The following is an 18,994-nucleotide window of genomic DNA, read 5'->3' as shown; positions in this document are numbered from 1 at the left end:
CTTGAGCAATTTGAGGGCTCCGCGCCCGGCGCGCTTGCCCAAAACGAAACCAACGAATATGAAAACCAGACCCGCAGACTCTCGTTATGAATGAGGGAGCCTCGGGGGGCAGGTCAGTTTCGCGTGATTTCAGCCAACTTCAAGAATTCAAGCAACGAATTTACCGCTTCCAAAATGAAGTGATTTACACCCGTCGTGCTGATTTAGAGCGTGAACTAAAAGAGGTTAGGTCTGCGCTTAAGGTTCAAGATCGTGACTACCAAAAACGACTAAAGTTGCTGGATCAGACTGGCGCTCTTCGAACGTTAAAACAGACTTTTGCGACGTATCAGGAAAAGTCGGATCAGCTATCGGACTTGAGAAGCTTCATCACTGGTTACGACACAGCAATATCTCAGAAGCGGGAGCAGCAGCTCGACAAGGACATCGAACTTCAAAGGCTTCAATCTAGTATCGACGATGCGGAAACGGTCAAAGAAAGCTTTGAACGAACGATTTTGGATATGCATGGTTACGTGATGGGCAACCGTCAGGCGTCGTTTAAGTACATCACAACTCCAAAGAAGCAGGTGGTAGAGATTTCACTGCGGATTGATAGCGATGGTAGTCACAGCGTGGAGCGTGAAAAGACTTTCATATACGACTTCTCCCTTCTTCAAAATGAGCACACGAGCGAGCGGCATTTCGGGCTTTTGGTGCACGACAATATCTTCGATGTAGACAGCGACACCTTACGTCGGAATTTGAACTATATTGCGAGCCACATGCATGAGTTTCGTGGTCAATACATTCTGACGTTGAACTCAGATCGTGCTTCTTCTGACGCCCCAGATGAAATGACTGCACTCCAGAGTGTAGTTAGGGCGCGTTTCACCAAGGCAGATCGATTCTTGAAGATCAGTTACCAAGAAAGTTAGCGAAACGGTCATTCCCACGGAATCTGAGTTGCTTGAGCTGGCGCATACCAGCCTTTGCGCTCGCAGCGAATGTCGGGTTTGACGGACGGCACCGTAGCGATTGGGTGGTTTAGCGAATTGAAGGAATGGGCCGGACATGACCAATTCTTTTGCTCCGCTTTGTGGCGCGTAGCGCCACTGTACCTCTTATGTGCTAGATCAGGAAGCCCGGCTGGGAAGGGTCGTATGCAACGCTTACCATCATGTCCGGCGCGGCTGGCCAGTTGTTTGTAGAAATAAAGCTGGGTGCGCCCGTTGCCCTCACGAAACGGGTGGACGTAGTTCACATCTCCGATGATGTGGCCCACTTGTTTGGAAAATTCATCAGGTGATAGCCCGCGCAGATAGTCCTGTCCCAAAATACGGCAATGCACATCTGTCATGCCCGTCTCGATATAGGCCTTGGGCTGAAACTGCGAGCCGCCTTTTGAAATCTCAACCGTGCGAACCTGCCCAGCCCAGTCATAAACATCCTGAAACAGATGACGGTGAATGGCGCAGAGATGGGCGAGGTCGAAATCGCCGGTGGGCATTTCCTGCATCGCGCGCGCGTAGACAAACTCACGCTCGAAATAGTCAAGCTCGTCCGCCTCGCGCAAGCTCAACTTGTTTTTCAGAACATTGAAATCCGGCGGATAGCAATAGACTTCGTCGCTCATTCAGCAGCTGACGCCTTCGCTACTTTCCCCGCGCGTTCCCGAATGTATGCAAGGCGTTCCTCGTCGTTCCAGCCTTCGCGCTCAAACATTCCAAACATCGCCATTTGCTCAGCATCAAGCGGATTGCTTTCCAGCGCCTGAAGATGTGCTGCCTCGCGTGATTTTAGCTCTTTTTCCAAGTCTTCTAACATGACTCAATCATACCAGAATGGGAGCCAAAATGCCAGTTTTTCGACAGTGTTTGCTCCGTGCAAGATGCCGAGGTTAGCGGTAATTCGGACCATGTGGCAGAAGAGCGAAGCCAAGTGGTGGGTCATCCGGAGTTCGAATGGCTGACCTTGGCGCTGGAGGAAAAGGGGAGAAACTGTCGGACGCAAGATGTGTGGGGGCAGACCCCACCACCTTGACAAGGGAGATATCTCTCCCGTTGCATCCCTCTCAGCGACGTCGCAGAATCTGCATTTTGAAACCAGCTAAGCGACGAATGTTTCCGGGCACTTATTTCGATTGACGTTTCAATGTCGCGCTAGCTGAGTCAAGATTGAAGCGCCGTACAATCTCTTTGTAGCCATCTAGTCCAACGCCCTCGCCCGTGAAAGCAAGGCTGGAATCCAGCGGTTTCTCTGACTTGATATCCCACAGTGTCATTGTGTCGGGGCTCAGTTCAGAGTTGAGCATGATCACGGGCGGGTTGTCCTCGTCCAGAAAGTGCGCGCCAAACTCCATACGAATATCAATCATATGAACGCCAATACCGAAGAAGACACCTGTCAGCAGGTCGTTAATACGAAGAGCGGTTTCATTAACGATGTCCAAGTCTTCAGGATCAATCAGGTCAAATGCCAACAGATGGCCTTCTGACACGCGCGTTGGTTTTTTATCCAGACTATCTGGTCGCACGAAAAACTCTACAAGCGGCTCGGGAAAGCGATGTCCTTTTTCTAATCCGAAGTCAGAAACCAGATCACCAGCGGCAAGATTGCGGATTACCAGATCAAACGGCAACTGCTCGGTTTCGAATACCGCTTGTTCCTGTTTCCCTGCACGCTCAGCGAAATGGCTTTCGACACCCTGCTGTTTCAAAAACTCATGCAGGTGAATTGACACGTTATTTGCCAACGGCGCTTTGCCGGGCACAGTTTTGCGTTCTAGCCCAGGGTAAGTGAGCGCAGTGTTGGAAGTTTCGACAACGGAACCATCGGGTCTTGATTTGAACACGCGAATGTCGTTGTGGAGGATGTTGTCGTTAGGCATGTTGGTCTCTTGTCTTTAACTTGTCAGCGTTAATCGGGAGTTACCCTATGCCAGGGTAGCTTTCCACGGGCAGGGCGGAGCGATGACTACATTGCGTAGCTCACTATTGAAAACAAGCCAAATGCGGCGACACAAATTAGAATAATATTTCCAGGTGCTTTCGGTCGATTGTTCCTTGAAGATTCTGATCCATTGATGACTTCGATTGCTGTTATCACCGTAGCTAAAGAAATTACTAACAGAGACAGGACGAGTGACATCCTGTATCCATCAACGTAGATATTAATCGAAAAAACAGCAACAAGGACCAAGCCTATCAATAACCGGTAAATTGCCCTAGGCATTTGACGTCTCAGGACTGAAACTGACATATTTTACTATATCGATCAGCACATCCTTGCGGGGGCGCTTAAAGCCGCCCAGAAACGTCTTCCTCTGTTTGAGAGTCTCTTCGACATGTTCGCATATCATCATGGGTATCGGAAAGTGTTCTTGAGTGGCTGCCGAGACTATTCCAATAGACTGAAACCTTGGCCCGGACGAAACGTCGGTGTTGAGCGACCAATCCAGACCGGAATGAGAGTTGATACACATTTGTCCGACTACCGCCGCCGCATCCAAGCAAATTTCGAAAGAGAACGCGTCAAGGTAGTCCTTTCCATCCTTTTTGCTCGTTTCGAGCGAACCCTGTGTCAGAAGGTATTTTTCGATTACCGGAAGATCGGAAGAAAAAAAGCCATCTCCTGCTAAGCTTTGCGCATCAAAGTCCATCAAATTTCGAAGCTTTGAGACTCTTTCCGGAATATCTCTCACCCATACCTGAAGCAGATCTACGGCTTCTTCCGCAGTGAGCGACCAATGTGAGAAGCCATCCCACCCAAAGTCCAATATAGAGTATACGTCGGTGACTGACTTCATTGTGCTTTTCGAAAATATATGTCCCATTCCATTCTATCATATGAGATTGTGGATGTTCCAGATCTTTCTCAAAGTAAGCGGTAATGCGGCGTGTGTAGGCCGCTTATTTGGTACGAGCAGATTTGCCCAATTATATCTCTACATTGTTCGTTTGGCTCGGAAAGACGCCAACACTTTTTTTTCAGAAGGTCTGTAAGGAAGGTACTCTCGAATAGCACCACAAGTCGAAGTCAAAAGTCATGTTGTGACGTCGATGTGACACATGGCTCAAAAACGTAGGCACTCTTTCAATCGAGCGCCTACATTTTTGCGTAAGCCGTGATGTCCGACAGGACCTTTGGTACCTATCTTCCCATTAGAGAGTTGCGATGCGCAATCACGTCCAGAGCATTTGTCTCGTAGCCAGGGCGTATGGCCCCCCCCCTCTGTCCAGGCAGGCGGGCCGACGAGACCCGTCCGACAGGTGCGAGCGACCCGGTAACTACGCCGCTTGGGCGAGAGGTGCTTGAGTTGGTACTTGAGCCACCGAATACAGATCGTATAGAAGACCAACCTGTGGATACGTGGCGGCCGACAAACCGCCCTGCAGTATCCACGCCCCTTAAAGTTGCCGAGACTGCAGGCGTTGCTCTTGTCACTTGCCGGTCAACCCAGCGATCAACCGCGGTATCCTCATAGGCTGTTCCGACAGCTACAGCGGTTGTGACGCCGACTGCAACGGCACCCAGTCCCGACAGCGAGGTTGCACCAGCGGCCAGGGTTCCAGCACCGCCTGCAAAGACGACATTGTCAACCCGGCGGGCGGCACCTACGATACCATTTGTCCATCTCTCATGCCACGGTGCAGATGCCGGTGTTTGTCTAGCCTCGACAACTCCGTGAACGAGCGGATCAGCAACGGCCAGAGCACGCCCCCCCCAACTCAGGGCTGTTCTACCTGCACCACTCCAGTTGATCCCATGGTTATATGTAATTCCACCGCGGGCGTTCGGCGTAATCGGTTGGCCACGGCTGTTTACAAAATTGAAGCCCTGAGACACCACCGATCTTGTTACTGTTGTTGTGTTGCCAGTCCGTGGACGCCCGAGTTCAATCGTCACGGAATTTACCGAATACGGAATGCCGGTCCGTACGTGGGTCATCCCACTGCGTAGTGCAGATCCGTAATTCCGAATTTGATTTGACATCGTGAGATTGTTCACCGCTTTGGAGTCGAGCAGGCTCAGACTACGCGCATTCGTTGCCGATACTCGCACGTCGTCAGGTTTGAAACCGGTATATCCAGGCGTGCCTCGGCTCAGTCCACGGCTAAACGGAGTTGAAAACAGGTTCTGCGATAATGCGCCTCGCGGCACGCGACGTTCGAAGACGCTGCCATACCTGTTATTTGCGGTCACCGTAGGCATCCTGCTATTTGCGATACGTGATCTCACGCCATTGTAAGATGCTCGAATCCCAGCGAATGAAGCCGTATAACCCAAAGCGCTGGCCGCTAAGTTGGCAGCATTTTGTGTAGGCCCGGCTTGCCCCGTTTGCGCATACGATTGAAATAATGCGTTTCTATTAGTCCGCGCAACCTGACTGCGATATGCGGCGTAACTCGTGGCTCTAGAGGGATATCGCGACCGAGCAGTTCTGGCTCGGTAAGATGCGTAGCTCGCAGCCCGTGAGGGATAGCGCGATCTGGCCGTGCGTGCACGATAAGCGCTGTAGCTGCGCGTCCGTGATGTCACGGCGGTCCGGCGACCACGGGGGTTTGTGTACCGTGACCGCGATGTGCGCATTGAAGAGGTGTAGCGAGACGCCTGAGCGCGGCTCATGCGAGACGTCGCACGGCTCCGAGAGCGGTAAGCGCTGTAACTCCGGGTTCTCGACGTCGCGGCAGTCCGGCGACCACGGGAATTTGTGTAACGTGACCGTGAGGTGCGCATTGAGGATGTGTAGCGAGACGCCTGAGCGCGGCTCATACGAGATGATGAACGGCTACGCGAAGAGGTTCTGCTGCGCGAGCTGTAGGAACGCGATCTGCTGTAACTGCGCGTGCGGGATGTCGCTGCAGTTCTTCGGCCCCTGGAATTAGTATAACGAGAGCGGGATGCGGTGCGCGATCTTGAAGACGAACGCGAGCGGGATGTGCGCATAGACGATGTGTAACGCGATGCCTGTGCACGGCTCATACGGGAGGAGGAACGGCTACGTGAGCTGTAAGACCGTGAGCGCGACCGACTTGCCGAGGCCCGGCTACGAGACGTGGCGCGTGATCTTGATGAGCTATAGCTGCGGGAGCGCGACGTTGCCCGACTGCGTGAACTTGTACGGCTGCGCGAGCTGTAAGAACGCGATGTGGATCGTGCACGGCTTGTTGAGCGTGAACGGGATGTCCGCATGGATGATGTATAACGTGAAGCCTGTGCACGGCTCATGCGAGATGACGAACGGCTGCGTGAAGTGCTGCGGCTGCGCGATGTAGTGGAACGTGAACGCGAGCGGGAAGAGCTGTAGCTGCGCGACCGGGAACGGGAGGACGAAGCGCGGCTGCGCGAGCTGGTAGTACTACGCGAACGCGACACCGAGCGTGACCGGCTTGAAGACCGTGAGCGCGAGGAAGAGCGCGATCTGCTGCGCGAGGACGAACGAGACCGAGATGAGGAGCGTGAACGGCTCCCACCGCCACCGCCGCCTCCACCACAGAAAGCATTCAGACCGGATTCGGGATTGAGTTGCGCATCATCGTGACCAACCGTCATTGAAGCGATGTCATGACCGGTTTCCGCCTCGATAGCAGCGATCAATTTTTCGCTTATATTATCTCTTGATACAATCACTTCACCATCGGTGACGTGGATAATATTTCTTTCTTGGAATGACATCGTCATTTAACCCCCGCAACAAATGAAACCGGTTGGGAAAATTCATCTCCCGATTAACCAAGAATTAATCACGCAGACTTTTCGCCGTCAACCCCGAGTTGCTTTCTTGTAGACGCCACCAACCGCCGTGTAGCCAGACGCTTCATAAAGACGACCGATGCGGTTGATGTCATGGCCCGTTGAGATCGACAGGCAGCATTCAACAGCACCAAGAGTTCTCGCCCAGACTTCAAAAGCGGTGATGAACTTACGCGCAATGCGATAGGAGCGATCTACGGGGTAAATATAGAAGAGGTCCTCTGAGACGATCCATTCATCGGAGAAAAAATAAGGAGAAGCTTTAGCAAAGAGCGCTCCCTGCAATCGTCCATCCTTCTTGTGAACGAAAATTTGGTGGTTTTGCCTGTTGGAGAGATAAACTTCGATGTGGGCTTCAAATACTCCCGAGCTGAACGATATGTCGCGATAAACGGTTTCGGCGTGCATTTGCGAGCCGAGGGTCAGCAGCGCAGGAATGTCGGATGTCTCGGCGAGACCTAGCCCATTTTGCTGAAGCGCAGAGACGTTTAATTCTCCGCCATTGCCTGCCTGCAATGCATCTAGCGGGCCGATCTGTTCCTCAAGTTGCGCGCGGGTTGTAGGCGAGAGGTTGTTAATTGGAAGAACGAGATCGTCGAGTTCCGCCTTGGCAAGATAGCGATCTTCACCATGCAAGATACCGTTTTTACCAAGGAGGTTGGCCTCACGTGCTTTTAAAGCCTCTTCCATGGGAACGTCAGTTTTGGCCTTTGGCGCTCTGTTGATCAGGTTTTTTCGCACACGCCGCATCACGTGGGTTCCTTCAAGCTTTCATCAAGCGCTTTGTGAAACGGGTCGGTGATGTAAGAGAGTACAGTCCGCTTGCCGATCCGGATTTCAGCGGTCGTTGTGATGCCTGGAAGCAGGCTAAAGCCATCCGGTAAATTGCGCAGATTGTTTCGGCCAACCGATACACGGGCCTGATAATACACCTGCGTGCGCCCACTGACTTGCCGCTGAAACGCATCGGGACTGATAGAGGTGAGCGTGCCTTCAAGAGTGCCGTGACGCTGGAAAGGAAATGGGTCCAGCTTGATGCGAACGGGTTGGCCGACAACAACCCAGCCAATGTCACGTGCCGTCAGCTCAAGTTCAATGTCGAGGCCCTCGTCAATCGGGACAAGCGTGAAGAGTACTTCAGCGGCTTCCACAACAGAGCCGACGGATTTTTTGGTTACATCCATAACGATGCCATCTGATTCAGCAACAAAAACATCGAAATCAGAGAACCGCTGAGCTTTCTGAAGCTCAAACTCAAGTTGTTCGATCTCATTCGTAAGCGCGAGCCTACGATCTGCGATCTGGCGGGCGATACCTGTCTGATATTGACGTCGCTCCGCTTCGACGACCGCTTGTTGCTTCAGGTAACGTTGCTGTTCTTCGGCTTTCTCGACTTTTGCGGCTTCAAGACGCGCAACTTCGGCTTCCGCTTCCTGGCGTTTGATCTCAGATGTAATATTGCTTTGCGCCAGATGGGCTGCCGTCTCAAGTTTTTGTCGAGCGAGGCGAAGTTGCGCGTCAATTTGCGCTTCCTGCGCCGCTGCTATGTTGTATTGCGCACCCAAAGCCTCGATGCGAGCAGCAAACCCATCAAGAGCGGCCTTGTTCTCAGCGCGCCTTTCATCAAAGACACCTATTTGCAAAGCGTAAGCAGGAAGGTCCGGGCTTTCAGGTGTGAACGTGGTGCCGAGACGTTCGGCTTCAAGGCGGTCCCATTCTGCTTGAAGGCGCAGAATACGAGACTGTATCTGACCTTGGTCCGCCTGCGTGAGCGTTGGATCAAGGGATGCGATCATATCGCCCCGGGCGACAACATCTCCTGGGCGAACATTCAAACTGCGAATGACTGAAGATCGATAGGGCTGTTTCACAACCGTTCTAGACTGGCTAATCAGTTTGCCACGCGCCGTGACCGTGCGATCAATCTCAGCCCACCAAGCCCAAGCGATAGCCGACACCAGTAGGAAAAGGATAGTGTAGAGCGCAAAGCGCGCTGTGAAGGGAAGGCGACGCAGTTCAACCTCAACCGCATCTGGCTGAAAGGGCACAGCCAAGCGATCTACCTTTTTAGGACGATCATTAGTGTCCTGAACCAACTCCGATGTTGTGCGATATCCAAAGGGATCAGACATGATCGGCTCCCATGGCGTTTTTCACTTGGATGTCCCACATCCGCTGGAATGTTGGAGAGCTGTTTGGGCCGTCTGGATCAAGCAGTTCTTCACGCGGCGCAAATGCTTCGACCTTCCCCTTGTTCATAACGAGAATACGGTTGGCCTCATGCAACGTGGACAGCCGGTGAGCGATGATGAGCATGGTGCGCCCATCTGCGATATCCTTGAGATTTTCTTGAATGATGGTCTCAGATTCCACATCTAGCGCAGAGGTCGCTTCATCGAAAATAAGGAGATGTGGGTTGCGCAGTAACGCCCGTGCGATGGCAAGCCTCTGCCGCTGGCCGCCAGAGAGGTTGGTCGCATTTTCCTCAAGCAGGGTATCAAAGCGGGATGGCAATTCTTCGATAAAATTGGCGGCTCCGGCCATACGCGCTGCATTCTTGATATCATCAAGCGGCGCATCCGAGACCGTCAAAGCGATGTTCTCACGGACAGTGCCCCGGAACAGAAAGTTCTCTTGAAGGACGATCCCAACCGATTGCCGCAAATGCGCCAAATCAATTTCGCGGATGTCGGAACCGTTCAACCGGATCGTGCCAGTGTTTGCCGGATAAAGACCTTGAACAAGGCGGGCGAGTGTCGATTTGCCGGAGCCGCTTTCGCCAACAATCCCAATGATCTCGCCTTCGTCTATCTTGAAGGATATGTCTTTGAGCGCTGGTTTCTCTGCGCCATCATAATAAAATGCCACGTCTTCAAAGGAGATTTCACCGGTGATTTTTGGTGTCGTTGTCTGAGATTCTGCATTGTTCTCGGTTTTGGCATTCATGATGTTGCCAAGCATTTTTACGGCGAGGCGCGCTTTTTGATATTCGTGGATCATCTCCACGATTTTGATCAAGGGTTGGCTCACATTCCCAGAAAGCATCTTGAAAGCGATCAGCTTGCCGACTGTCAATTCTCCCTGGAACACCATGTGCGCACCAACAAACAAAATCGCGACAGACATAAGTTGCTCAAGGGTCTCGACAACACTTTCCGCAATAGTGCCAAGCTTATCGACACGAAAATTGGTGCGGACAGATTGAGCAGAGCTGTTGTCCCAAACACGGTTACGGCGCGGCTCAAGGGCAAGGCTTTTGATTGTTGAAATACCGTGAATGCTCTCAACAAGAAGCGACTGCCGTTCTCCCTCGGCTGCGTACAGACGCATCAAAGCGTTATAGAACGGCCGGATCATCCCCGCGATCACCAATGCGATCAAGAGAGAGAAGCCGAGGACTATAAAGCCGAGCTGCCAACTGTAGAGAAACAGGAGCGGAATAAACACGATAAGCGCGGTGGCATCCAGCGCGGTTTCCAGCACATTGCCCGTCAGAAATTCGCGGATTTCATCCGTCTGTTGCATATGCTTGGTGAGCACACCCGCAGTTGAGCGCTGAAAGAACCCAAGCGGCAGCCGCACCAAGTGACCAAAAGTGCGTGTCGCTGTGCGCATGTCGATTTTGGATGTCGCAAATGCCAGAAGATAATCGCGTAGAAAATTGAACACACCCTGAAAAAGCAGAACGATAATCACGGCGACGGCCAGCACATTCAGCGTCTGAAAGCTTTCGTGCACCAGCACCTTGTCAACGGTGATCTGGAAAAACAGCGGCACGGCCAGTCCCGTGAAATGGATCATCATCGCCACCATGATGATCTCGGCAAAAAGCACTTTCTGGCGCATAGCCTCACGGACAAACCACTTCAGGCTAAACTCACCTTCAGTGGCATGGTCAAGGTTGGCCTTCTTGAAGAGGTAAACTGTTCCTTTCCAGCCGCTCTCTAAATCATCACGTGCAATCGGCTCATGATGAAACTGGTTGGTCTCATCGTCCTTGCGAACGGCCAAGACATAATCCACCCCACTTTCTTCATCATGCTCGAAACCCGAGAGCAAAAATGTCTCGCCCGAATTGAGGACCAAGATAACTGGATATGCTTGGCCTAGTCGCCTCAGTTTACGCCACGATAATCGCTTCGAAGAGACCTCAAGCCCCAGGTCTTGGGCGATCCGCAGAAAGCGAAGTTCCGTGAGCGGTTCCTCACCAACAGAATATTCAAAATTGATACGTCCACGATCTGCCGACAGACCGTGAAATTTTGCAACTTCAACAAGATGATCAAGCGCGTTGAGATCAATCTCTGGAACAGATGATCCACGCCCACCATTCATACCTTGCCCTCTCTTAAACGACTAATGAAACAATGAGTTTTAACCATGACGTGCACAAAAACGCCACCCAGATATTTCGAAATTTGAAACCCTGGATTTAATTGCTGCTCCGAGAGGCTTTCTCTTCAGGCTAACCGAAGGGCCACCAAATTTGGAAGCGCGTCGTAGGTAATTCGCTATCAATAAGTATTCGCCCCTAGGTTGAAATAGATAGGTCTGACTTCACATCTCCGGAAAGAGCCCCGGCATCCACCTACCTGCGAGTTTGGCGGGGAAGGCGAGTTGCAAGGGCGCGCGGGTACTTGCGGAAGCGAGCGCTCCGCTATCGATAAGAGCAGATGTCACACGTCGTGCGGAGCGGTCTGTTGTGCCAAGAAGAGTGACCACATCTGCGCGCGGGAGATCGCCTTGCAGGAGAACCGCTTTGAGCACGGTGTCAGACTTGGCAGGCAGATTTCCGCTGCGCATTTCTTCCTCGGCCCAGATGAGAATGCGATCACGCAAGCGCTCTGGTTTCATAAGGCCCTCCATGAATGTCACCTGGTCAATGCAGCATTGCAGAAAGAAGCGGGTGAAGGCCGCAAGTGCGGATTCTGAGAGTGTGCCGCGCCCGTCGCGATCTCCCTTACACGGTGCATCACAGGCCATGAGATGACGTTTGTAATCCGCCTCATTGCGAGCAAGACCACGTGCCACCGACCAAAGGCCTTTTGTGTCCAGAGCTTCACGCAGCATGGCGTATGACATCAGCCGTGCCACACGGCCATTGCCGTCCAGGAACGGGTGAACCCAGAGCAGGCGGTGATGCGCGCAGGCAGCGGCGAGGATGCTTTCGATTTTTCCCGCTCTTGCATAGGCTTCATCCATGCGGGTCAAAAAACGCAGTACAGCGCCGGGGCTGACGGCGACGTGGCGACCAACCTCCACGTCATGATCGCGGACCCTGCCGGGAATGACGGGGATGATCTCGGCTGTGGCGGGATGTTCCACTTTGAGTAATTCTTCAGGCAGCAATTCACAGAAACGACGGTGGAGTTCCAAAACGGTATCCGGCGCAGTCGCGCGTCCATCAATCCCGCCTTCGTCGATCCATGTCTGCACCGCAATATGCGCCTTGGCCTCCAGTTGCAGATCGCGCTGTTCAGGATCGCTGCTGTAATCATCTTTCAAGGCGCGTTCGATATCCACAGGGTGGGTATGGTGGCCTTCGATCAAGTTGCTGTAATAGCAATTCATCGACCGGATCAATGCGGCCAGTGCGTCTGCTATGGAGGTAGGCAAAGACGCGCGGAAGGCAGCAGACTTCGTGGCCAGTTCCAGAGCCAAATCATTCAGTTCCGCGCGATGCGGAGAGCTCTCGCTCACCATCAGCGGTTCGAACATTCCTATGGTTTCGCCATCATCTCGAAGTGTCATGTGCCTGCAATTTGGCCGGTTTCTTGTCCGGTTTTCCTTTCCATCTTTATCAACATTACCATATGTTTGCAGAACTTCAAAGCGTGCATAGCGCATCTAGCTTGTCCGGTTTAATGACCGAATGGGCTACCGCTCGTGTCCTCTGCCCTTGAGCCGCCGGATTGAGCGCGTCAGCGTCCATGGATGCACACCATAGTATTTTGCCACATCCTTGCGCAGCTCACCACGATCAAGTCGCTTTATGGCGTTCCTGACCTGCCGCTCCGAGAGTTTGGGCGGTGGTCCAAGTCGTTTGCCATTCTTGCGGGCTACGGCCAGACCTTGTTTGGTGCGTTCCGAGAGGCGATTGCGTTCATGTTCTGCGACAGCAGCAACCATTGTAAACGCCAGCCGCCCATCCGCCGTGGCAGTATCAACGCCAAGGCTGACGATCTGGAAGTTTATCCCCCGTTCCTTGAGACGATCCGCATGGATCAGAGCATCTTTTGTATTCCTGAACGCACGATCCAGGCTCCAAACCACCAGGGTGTCACCTGGTCTAAGACTGTCCAGCACCGTCTCAAATACCGGGCGGGACTTGGCGACCGCCGAGAGCTTTTCCACATGCAGCTCATCGCAGATAGGCCGCAGGGCCTCGATCTGCCGATCCGGTTTCTGATCCTCTGTGCTGACACGCAAATAGCCTAATTTCATAATCTTCAATGCCTTAGCCGGGACCCGTGGCAAAAACCTGCCAACACAAAGGATCCTTTCCGCGCTAAGGTCTGAGGGCGGGCTGATTTCTTATGGAAACCGCCCAAACCCTCGGTTTTTCGTTAATCTTCTATCATTATAGCAAAATCAAGCTAAGATATTCAAATCCCACAGGAATGATCGATTATGTGGGGTCAAATTCAGGCAAAATTAACCAAATCTTCATGGGTTTCAGGCATAATTCTGGGTATGGGGTTCATCACCTCATCGGCGGGGCCACTGTCGGCTTTGACGGCAGATGAGGTGATGAACAAGATGAATGAAGATCAGCGATTTGGATATGTGGCTGGCGTTGTCTCAGGACTGGCGCAGGCACGATGGCTCTTGGACAAGCCTGATGCTTCCGGCACGGCCTGCATCAACAATTGGTTCTTTGGGCCAAACAGCCAGCCTTTGCCGCTGGTCGAGGAGTGGTTTGCGCGTCACCCGGATAAGCCAGCAGCAGCGCTTCTCTATGTCATGATCAAACAGGATTGCGGGGGATAATGCTCGCACTCAGACACAGATTTGAAGCAACAGACAAGCGGCACAGGATTGAGGCGGAACAGCGACGAGGCCGCGAGGCACTGCGCAATCGTCAAGCCCGCGAGAAGCGCGAAGAGATGGAAGATCGTGCCGAAGAGGCGCTCTCCGCCTTTGCCAGTGCGGTCCTATTGTCCGCGCCAGCCCCACCGGAACGCATTGCAGCTTTTGAAGCCACACTCACCAACTACGATGTGGCCGTGGTCAAAGCCTTGATGCGCAACGAAGAGCTTATGGACCTCGTGACTGCCGATATCGACGCCATGTTGGGCCGTGCGCATGTTCTGGAAGATGGCAGACGGGTGTTTCGCACGGAAGACGGCACACAAGTCTTTGACGAATTTGGCGCGGAAGTCTCTGATAGTGTCATTGCACCCGATCTCATTGATCCCGCAGCGCCGACATGGGAGGCGTTCAGTGCTAAACTGGCTGAGCGTGACGCGCTGGTTCAGGAACGCCAGGATATCCTCGAATATCAGAAAAAACTGGATACCGCCCGTGTCGAGATCGAAGGTGGTGAGATATCTCTTGATGAGCTTGAGGCCATGGAAGCCGATCTCATGGAAAGCATGCCGCCTGCCGTCGCGGCACATGTCGAAGGGTTAGACCCTGGCGATGTAGACGCAGAGTTGGCAGCGGCAACACCGCCCGCGCACGGGCCGACCTCGTCCGGGTCGCTGATCACGGAACGAGTAGCTGCCATGCAAGCGCCCACGTTTCCATAGCCGGTCAGAATCTCTATGGTTGGTCAAAAATCTATCGACGATAGCGGGGGAGTTGCTCGCGCCGATCATCGAGGTCAGTTTGACTCACCTGTCTGCAGAATTTTGGCAAGTCTTCCTTGGAGGCATAGAAACTCATATCAGCTTTATGGCGCGTCATGGCCACATAGGCGAGATGCTGATCCATAGTCCGGCTGCCCAGGACAAAGGCCTGATCCACCGTCGCGCCTTGGGATTTGTGGATCGTCGTGGCGTAGCCATGATCAATCGCGGGATAATCCGAAGGTGAAAGTTTCACCTGGCGCGCAAGACTGCCGTCAGCGGCATCTAGGTGGATTGTGATCTGGGCCTCGTCCACATGCTCAACCGTACCCAGCATACCATTGCGAACATCCAGCACCGCGTTATTACGCGTTAGCACAATCCGGTCGCCAGCGGCGAAGGCACGTGGGCCGGTTTCGGTATCAAAGAGAATCTCATTCTCCAGCTCGCCCTCAGATTTGCGCAAGGCGCGAATAGACTGGTTGATCTTGAATACATCCCGGCGACGATGCGCCAAGGCCAAACGGCTGGAGGAATCCTCATTGATGGTACGGTGTACCCAGTAATCCTCAGCCAAGGCAGCGATAGCCGCGTCTTGGTTGTCATAATCCATTTGAACTCGTCCGTGCTCAGAATAGCCTGCAAAGGCCGCATTCGTATCGCCGCGCGCAAGTGACACTGACGCCTGTTTCTGCCAATCTGACTGCTGGCGACGGATTTCAGTAAGCTTTGCAGCATCAATGTGGCTAAGCAGATCACGGAAGGGCGTGCCCGCTTCAATCGGTTGCAATTGGTCAGGATCACCGACCAGAACCAACTTGCAATCGCGTTTTTGAAGCTCAGTGGTTACTCGCGCCAATTGCCGCGTGCCAACCATGCCAACCTCGTCAATGACAAGAATGGAGCCGCGTTCAATCGGCTCATAGCCCGCCTTCCAACTGGTTTCCAGAGATGCAAGCGTGCGGCTTTCAATGCCGGATGCGCTTTGCAACCCATCCGCAGCTTTCCCGGCCAGGGCGGCCCCATAAACTTTGTAGCCTTGCAACTGCCAAGCCTCACGCGCCACGGATAACAAGGTGCTTTTCCCAGCTCCAGCCAGTCCGACGACGGCGGAAAGCTGGCTTGGCTTCAGAACATGGCGGATGGCTGCGATCTGTTCATCGCTCAGTTCTGCGTCGACGGATTTGCGCAAGGCTTTGTTCTGGCGATGGATGGCTCGGTCAATGTGAGGTTTCGATACGCGAAAGCCTTTTGCGTCGGCCATCGCGGTCGCCAAGCCGACAAGGTGATTTTCAGCGGCCTGGAAATCGCGCGTGGTGTAGCGGATTTCGCCATCATCGCTCACCAGAGCGACCAGCTTATCCGACCGTAGGGCCAGATCGGCGACGAAGCGCAATTGCACCGGATCGTCAATCTGACCAGAGAGTGCCCGCAGAATGTCGGTTTGGGTGAATTGGGCTTGGCGCTCAGATATGTGATCCAAGATCAGGTCCGGCTGATCTAGCAATTTCTCTCGTGTGAATGGGGGCAGATTGTCTGACGGCAAAACCAAAAACTGACGTGGATCGACAGAAAGGCTACCATCATGGGCGACGGCCTCGAATTCCTGCCACAGTACGTTGTGGTCCTGACGTGCCTGCCACTCGCGCTCCAGGGATCGACGCTCTGCCAAATGGCTGCGGATCAGAACCTCGCGTTCGGATTGTTGGGTGCGAGCGAGCATTTCCGCGTCGCGGGCAATGTCATCCACGACAATTTGATATTGACCCGTCAGCTTCGCCCAAGTTGCTTTCAACCCATTGGGCAATCGTTTCTGAGTTGCTTTCGTATGATCAAGCCGACGAGTTTCCAAAGCCTCTTCCAGATCGGTGCGCTCTTTGCGCTGTCTGCTGACCAGTTCAGAGAGCTGGGTTTCAAAGTCTCGCCGTGCCTTTGGAATGGCTTCATCTGCAATGCTCGTTTGGCCATTATTGAGAACCTGCGCATTCCAAAACTCAATTGCATCTTGAACGTTCGGCAGATCATTCTGATCGCCAAGGCGCGCACGCAGGTCTTTGGTTTTGACGCCACACCAGCGCGAGAGCGAATAGACCTCGCCGCGAGCATCAATAGCGACAAATCCACGGCGGCTCCCGCGCGCGAGGACAAAGCCGTGGTCCCGCAGGGCGGCGGCAAAGGCCTCCTTTGAGTCCGATATCTCCCAGCTTTGGGCGAAGAGAGCTTTCAACTCCCTGGGGTCGCGTTTGACCCGTTTGGATTGTGACGCCTCCGTCAGCCCGTAATTCAGCGGATCGCGGTCCTCAGGATTGCGCAACCCGGCGGGCATGTCCCAGCCATGTTCCATGTAAAGGTCCCGAGACATATCCCGCAGGCGGTATTTGGTATGCGCCAGATTGATGGCTTTCATTTGCGCTGCGTCAATGCGAGACCAGACACAATGGGCGTGGCGGCGGCCATTCTTTTCATGAAAAACAATCGCGCGGGGCTGGCCGGACAGGCCCAGCCGACGCTCGATCTCAGCAATGGCCCGTTCAAAGACCTCTATAGGGACAGTTTCGGGCTGCGGCGGGTTGAGCGACAAGGAAAACAAATACTGTCGACATTTTGTTCCAGAAGAGATTGCCTCCGCTTCTTGAAAGGCCCCAAGAAGATCATCCGCCAGAAACCCGCGCAACTCGTGTAGCGTCACATGCTCGTTGTCGCTTGCATTCATGAGATGCAGCGCCAACGCGCGACCATGACCCCGCTGATTGCCTTTCAGGATCATACCCGTTTGCCTAAAGCTCGAAGAAGCAGCGCGCGCATCTGTCCGACATAGGCATAAGCCTCGTTGATCTGCTCCTGTTCCGCAGGTTCAATCGATAACGCGCCGATGTTGGCGTGATAGGCCAGTTGGTTGAGATTGTTGGCTATCCGAGATTGACCCAACAAGGCGAGGACTTGCGCCAGCGCCGCTTGATCCTGAATCGGCGCGGCCTTGGGACCGCGACGTTTTGGCAATTCATCAGACAAAGCTCTGGCACGGATAAATGTGCTCAGCGCCATACCATCCGCCAAGTCTCTCAGCTTCGCGTAGTCAGCCTCTGAAAACCGCAATGTCACACGCGGGCAATCACGTGTCGTTTTACGCCCTAGCGGTTTCGAGGGCGCGTGCGTTTTTGTTCCGTTAACAACTTGATCAAATTCGTGTCGGGCCAAACTCATAGCGACGGACCCCGAGAACGGGAACGGCTAAGATGCGGGGCAGGATCAATTTTCTGAGCAGTTTCAATACCACCCGAAGCCTCGACAAACGCACGAAGCTTGCGGATAACCTCCGGGTCAGACTTGAGAAAAGCCTCCCATTCCTCTAATTCATCCAGTACAGAAACAAACGGTGCGTGTTCTAGGTTGTTCCTGTCAGGTGCAGCAGGTTCTGGCGCTGGAGACCGACCTTCTGGAATATGGCGATCTGTTCGACGGCAACCCGGTGGTGGAGGCCAAGGTGGCCGAGATGAAGGCCGCAACGCTGGACGAACTGGCCCAGATCGAAAAGATGGGCGGCGCGGTGGCGGCCATCGACTATATGAAAGCGCAATTGGTCGCTGCCAATGCGGCGCGCCTGTCGCGGATCGAGACCGGGGTAACGCCGGTGATCGGCGTGAATCGGCATCTGGACAGCGCCCCCAGCCCGTTGACTGAGGGCGAAGGCATCCTAACCGTAGACCCGGCGGTCGAGGAAGATCAGATCAAACGCCTGCAGGACTGGCGTGCGACACGCAACGAGGCGGCGGTGAGTGGGGTGCTGTCGGCCCTGAAGGCCGCAGCGGAAGCAGGGGAAAACGTCATGCCTGCCTCCATCGCGGCGGCAAAGGCGGGCGCAACAACCGGCGAATGGGCCAGCACGATGCGCGCCTGTTTCGGCGAATACCGCGCGCCCACCGGTATCGGCACCGCGATGTCCAACGCGGCTGAGGGGCTGGATGAGATCCGCGAAACCGTCGCTGGCGCGGCGGCCAGCCTTGGGACGCCGATCCGCTTTCTGGTTGGCAAGCCGGGCCTTGACGGGCATTCCAACGGCGCGGAACAAATCGCGGTCCGCGCCCGCGACTGCGGTATGAAGGTGTTTTACGAGGGCATCCGCATGACACCCGCAGCCCTGCTGAAAAAAGCGCAGGCAGAGGATGTGCATATCGTGGGTCTGTCGATCCTGTCGGGGTCTCACCTGCCGCTGATCGAGAAATTCCTGCGGCTGCGCTCGGAGGCGGGTCTTGATCGTGTCCCGGTGATCGCCGGCGGCATTATCCCGGAAGAGGACGCGGTGCGGCTTTCAGAACTGGGCGTGGCCAAGGTTTACACGCCGAAGGATTTTGAGCTGAACCGGATCATGTCCGACATAGTCGAACTGGTGACCGGTCCCGGCAGCATCGCCGCGGAATAGCCCGCCACGACCAATCCGGCAGCGCAGACTACCTACGACGATGGCCCGA

At 54.0% G+C, this 18,994-nt stretch carries 14 protein-coding genes and 1 pseudogene; 4 read left to right on the top strand and 11 right to left on the bottom strand.

Annotated elements, in window-relative coordinates; translation table 11 throughout:
* Positions 1-86: 86 nt before the first annotated feature.
* Positions 87-917, top strand: a complete 831-nt coding sequence (locus ACW9UQ_RS05355) for a DUF2326 domain-containing protein (RefSeq protein WP_458929970.1) — start codon at positions 87-89, stop codon at positions 915-917.
* A gap of 8 nt (positions 918-925) precedes the next feature.
* Here ACW9UQ_RS05355 and ACW9UQ_RS05350 read toward each other — a convergent pair whose 3' ends face one another.
* The 9 genes from ACW9UQ_RS05350 to ACW9UQ_RS05310 form a co-directional block, all read right to left on the bottom strand.
* Complete coding sequence (locus tag ACW9UQ_RS05350) at positions 926-1,615, bottom strand: Fic/DOC family protein (protein WP_458929969.1); 690 nt, start codon at positions 1,613-1,615, stop codon at positions 926-928.
* Positions 1,612-1,806, bottom strand: coding sequence for a hypothetical protein (locus ACW9UQ_RS05345; protein WP_458929968.1), 195 nt, complete (start codon positions 1,804-1,806; stop codon positions 1,612-1,614). Before ACW9UQ_RS05345 ends, ACW9UQ_RS05350 begins: the two co-directional genes overlap by 4 nt.
* A 307-nt stretch (positions 1,807-2,113) precedes the next feature.
* Positions 2,114-2,869, bottom strand: a complete 756-nt coding sequence (locus ACW9UQ_RS05340; protein WP_458929967.1) for a phosphoribosylaminoimidazolesuccinocarboxamide synthase — start codon at positions 2,867-2,869, stop codon at positions 2,114-2,116.
* A 336-nt stretch (positions 2,870-3,205) separates the two neighbouring features.
* Positions 3,206-3,787: a hypothetical protein gene (locus ACW9UQ_RS05335; RefSeq protein ID WP_458929966.1), complete on the bottom strand. Its 582-nt coding sequence runs from the start codon at positions 3,785-3,787 to the stop codon at positions 3,206-3,208.
* A 2,957-nt stretch (positions 3,788-6,744) separates the two neighbouring features.
* Positions 6,745-7,485 carry a hypothetical protein gene (locus tag ACW9UQ_RS05330; protein ID WP_458929965.1) on the bottom strand — a complete coding sequence of 247 codons (741 nt, stop codon included), beginning with the start codon at positions 7,483-7,485 and terminating at the stop codon, positions 6,745-6,747.
* A complete protein-coding gene (locus ACW9UQ_RS05325) occupies positions 7,485-8,867 on the bottom strand; it encodes an HlyD family type I secretion periplasmic adaptor subunit (RefSeq protein WP_458929964.1) in 1,383 nt (460 codons plus the stop codon). Before ACW9UQ_RS05325 ends, ACW9UQ_RS05330 begins: the two co-directional genes overlap by 1 nt.
* On the bottom strand, positions 8,860-11,070 hold the full coding sequence (locus ACW9UQ_RS05320; protein ID WP_458929963.1) for a peptidase domain-containing ABC transporter: 2,211 nt from the start codon (positions 11,068-11,070) through the stop codon (positions 8,860-8,862). Before ACW9UQ_RS05320 ends, ACW9UQ_RS05325 begins: the two co-directional genes overlap by 8 nt.
* A 222-nt stretch (positions 11,071-11,292) precedes the next feature.
* Entirely contained in the window at positions 11,293-12,582 is a 1,290-nt protein-coding gene (locus tag ACW9UQ_RS05315) for a Fic family protein (protein WP_458929962.1), read from the bottom strand.
* A gap of 30 nt (positions 12,583-12,612) precedes the next feature.
* Entirely contained in the window at positions 12,613-13,179 is a 567-nt protein-coding gene (locus ACW9UQ_RS05310) for a recombinase family protein (RefSeq protein ID WP_458929961.1), read from the bottom strand.
* Between the two features lie 249 nt (positions 13,180-13,428).
* On the opposite strand from ACW9UQ_RS05310, the gene ACW9UQ_RS05305 reads away from it, so the two are divergent.
* Both ACW9UQ_RS05305 and ACW9UQ_RS05300 read left to right on the top strand, forming a co-directional pair.
* The gene (locus ACW9UQ_RS05305; protein WP_458929960.1) at positions 13,429-13,725 is read left to right on the top strand and encodes a hypothetical protein; all 297 of its coding nucleotides are present in this window, start codon (positions 13,429-13,431) and stop codon (positions 13,723-13,725) included.
* Entirely contained in the window at positions 13,725-14,486 is a 762-nt protein-coding gene (locus tag ACW9UQ_RS05300) for a hypothetical protein (RefSeq protein WP_458929959.1), read from the top strand. Before ACW9UQ_RS05305 ends, ACW9UQ_RS05300 begins: the two co-directional genes overlap by 1 nt.
* A 31-nt stretch (positions 14,487-14,517) precedes the next feature.
* Here the strand turns inward: ACW9UQ_RS05300 and ACW9UQ_RS05295 are convergent, their stop codons facing one another.
* The gene (locus tag ACW9UQ_RS05295) at positions 14,518-17,238 is read right to left on the bottom strand and encodes an AAA family ATPase (RefSeq protein ID WP_458929958.1); all 2,721 of its coding nucleotides are present in this window, start codon (positions 17,236-17,238) and stop codon (positions 14,518-14,520) included.
* Between the two features lie 50 nt (positions 17,239-17,288).
* Positions 17,289-17,729, bottom strand: coding sequence for a plasmid mobilization protein (locus ACW9UQ_RS05290; RefSeq protein ID WP_458929957.1), 441 nt, complete (start codon positions 17,727-17,729; stop codon positions 17,289-17,291).
* 190 nt (positions 17,730-17,919) lie between these two features.
* Here ACW9UQ_RS05290 and ACW9UQ_RS05285 point away from each other — a divergent pair.
* Positions 17,920-18,945: pseudogene (locus ACW9UQ_RS05285) on the top strand (methylmalonyl-CoA mutase family protein); the annotation flags it as partial.
* Positions 18,946-18,994 lie beyond the last annotated feature (49 nt).

The organism is Halovulum sp. GXIMD14793, assembly GCF_054457435.1.
This window is presented reverse-complemented; position numbering and strand designations above follow the sequence as displayed.

Excerpts from the sequence above, each read along its gene's own strand:
- ACW9UQ_RS05355 (WP_458929970.1), top strand. The coding sequence starts at position 87 with ATGAATGAGGGAGCCTCGGGGGGCAGGTCAGTTTCGCGTGATTTCAGC.
- ACW9UQ_RS05350 (WP_458929969.1), bottom strand. The coding sequence starts at position 1,615 with ATGAGCGACGAAGTCTATTGCTATCCGCCGGATTTCAATGTTCTGAAA.
- ACW9UQ_RS05345 (WP_458929968.1), bottom strand. The coding sequence starts at position 1,806 with ATGTTAGAAGACTTGGAAAAAGAGCTAAAATCACGCGAGGCAGCACAT.
- ACW9UQ_RS05340 (WP_458929967.1), bottom strand. The coding sequence starts at position 2,869 with ATGCCTAACGACAACATCCTCCACAACGACATTCGCGTGTTCAAATCA.
- ACW9UQ_RS05335 (WP_458929966.1), bottom strand. The coding sequence starts at position 3,787 with ATGAAGTCAGTCACCGACGTATACTCTATATTGGACTTTGGGTGGGAT.
- ACW9UQ_RS05330 (WP_458929965.1), bottom strand. The coding sequence starts at position 7,485 with ATGCGGCGTGTGCGAAAAAACCTGATCAACAGAGCGCCAAAGGCCAAA.
- ACW9UQ_RS05325 (WP_458929964.1), bottom strand. The coding sequence starts at position 8,867 with ATGTCTGATCCCTTTGGATATCGCACAACATCGGAGTTGGTTCAGGAC.
- ACW9UQ_RS05320 (WP_458929963.1), bottom strand. The coding sequence starts at position 11,070 with ATGAATGGTGGGCGTGGATCATCTGTTCCAGAGATTGATCTCAACGCG.
- ACW9UQ_RS05315 (WP_458929962.1), bottom strand. The coding sequence starts at position 12,582 with ATGCGCTATGCACGCTTTGAAGTTCTGCAAACATATGGTAATGTTGAT.
- ACW9UQ_RS05310 (WP_458929961.1), bottom strand. The coding sequence starts at position 13,179 with ATGAAATTAGGCTATTTGCGTGTCAGCACAGAGGATCAGAAACCGGAT.
- ACW9UQ_RS05305 (WP_458929960.1), top strand. The coding sequence starts at position 13,429 with ATGGGGTTCATCACCTCATCGGCGGGGCCACTGTCGGCTTTGACGGCA.
- ACW9UQ_RS05300 (WP_458929959.1), top strand. The coding sequence starts at position 13,725 with ATGCTCGCACTCAGACACAGATTTGAAGCAACAGACAAGCGGCACAGG.
- ACW9UQ_RS05295 (WP_458929958.1), bottom strand. The coding sequence starts at position 17,238 with ATGAATGCAAGCGACAACGAGCATGTGACGCTACACGAGTTGCGCGGG.
- ACW9UQ_RS05290 (WP_458929957.1), bottom strand. The coding sequence starts at position 17,729 with ATGAGTTTGGCCCGACACGAATTTGATCAAGTTGTTAACGGAACAAAA.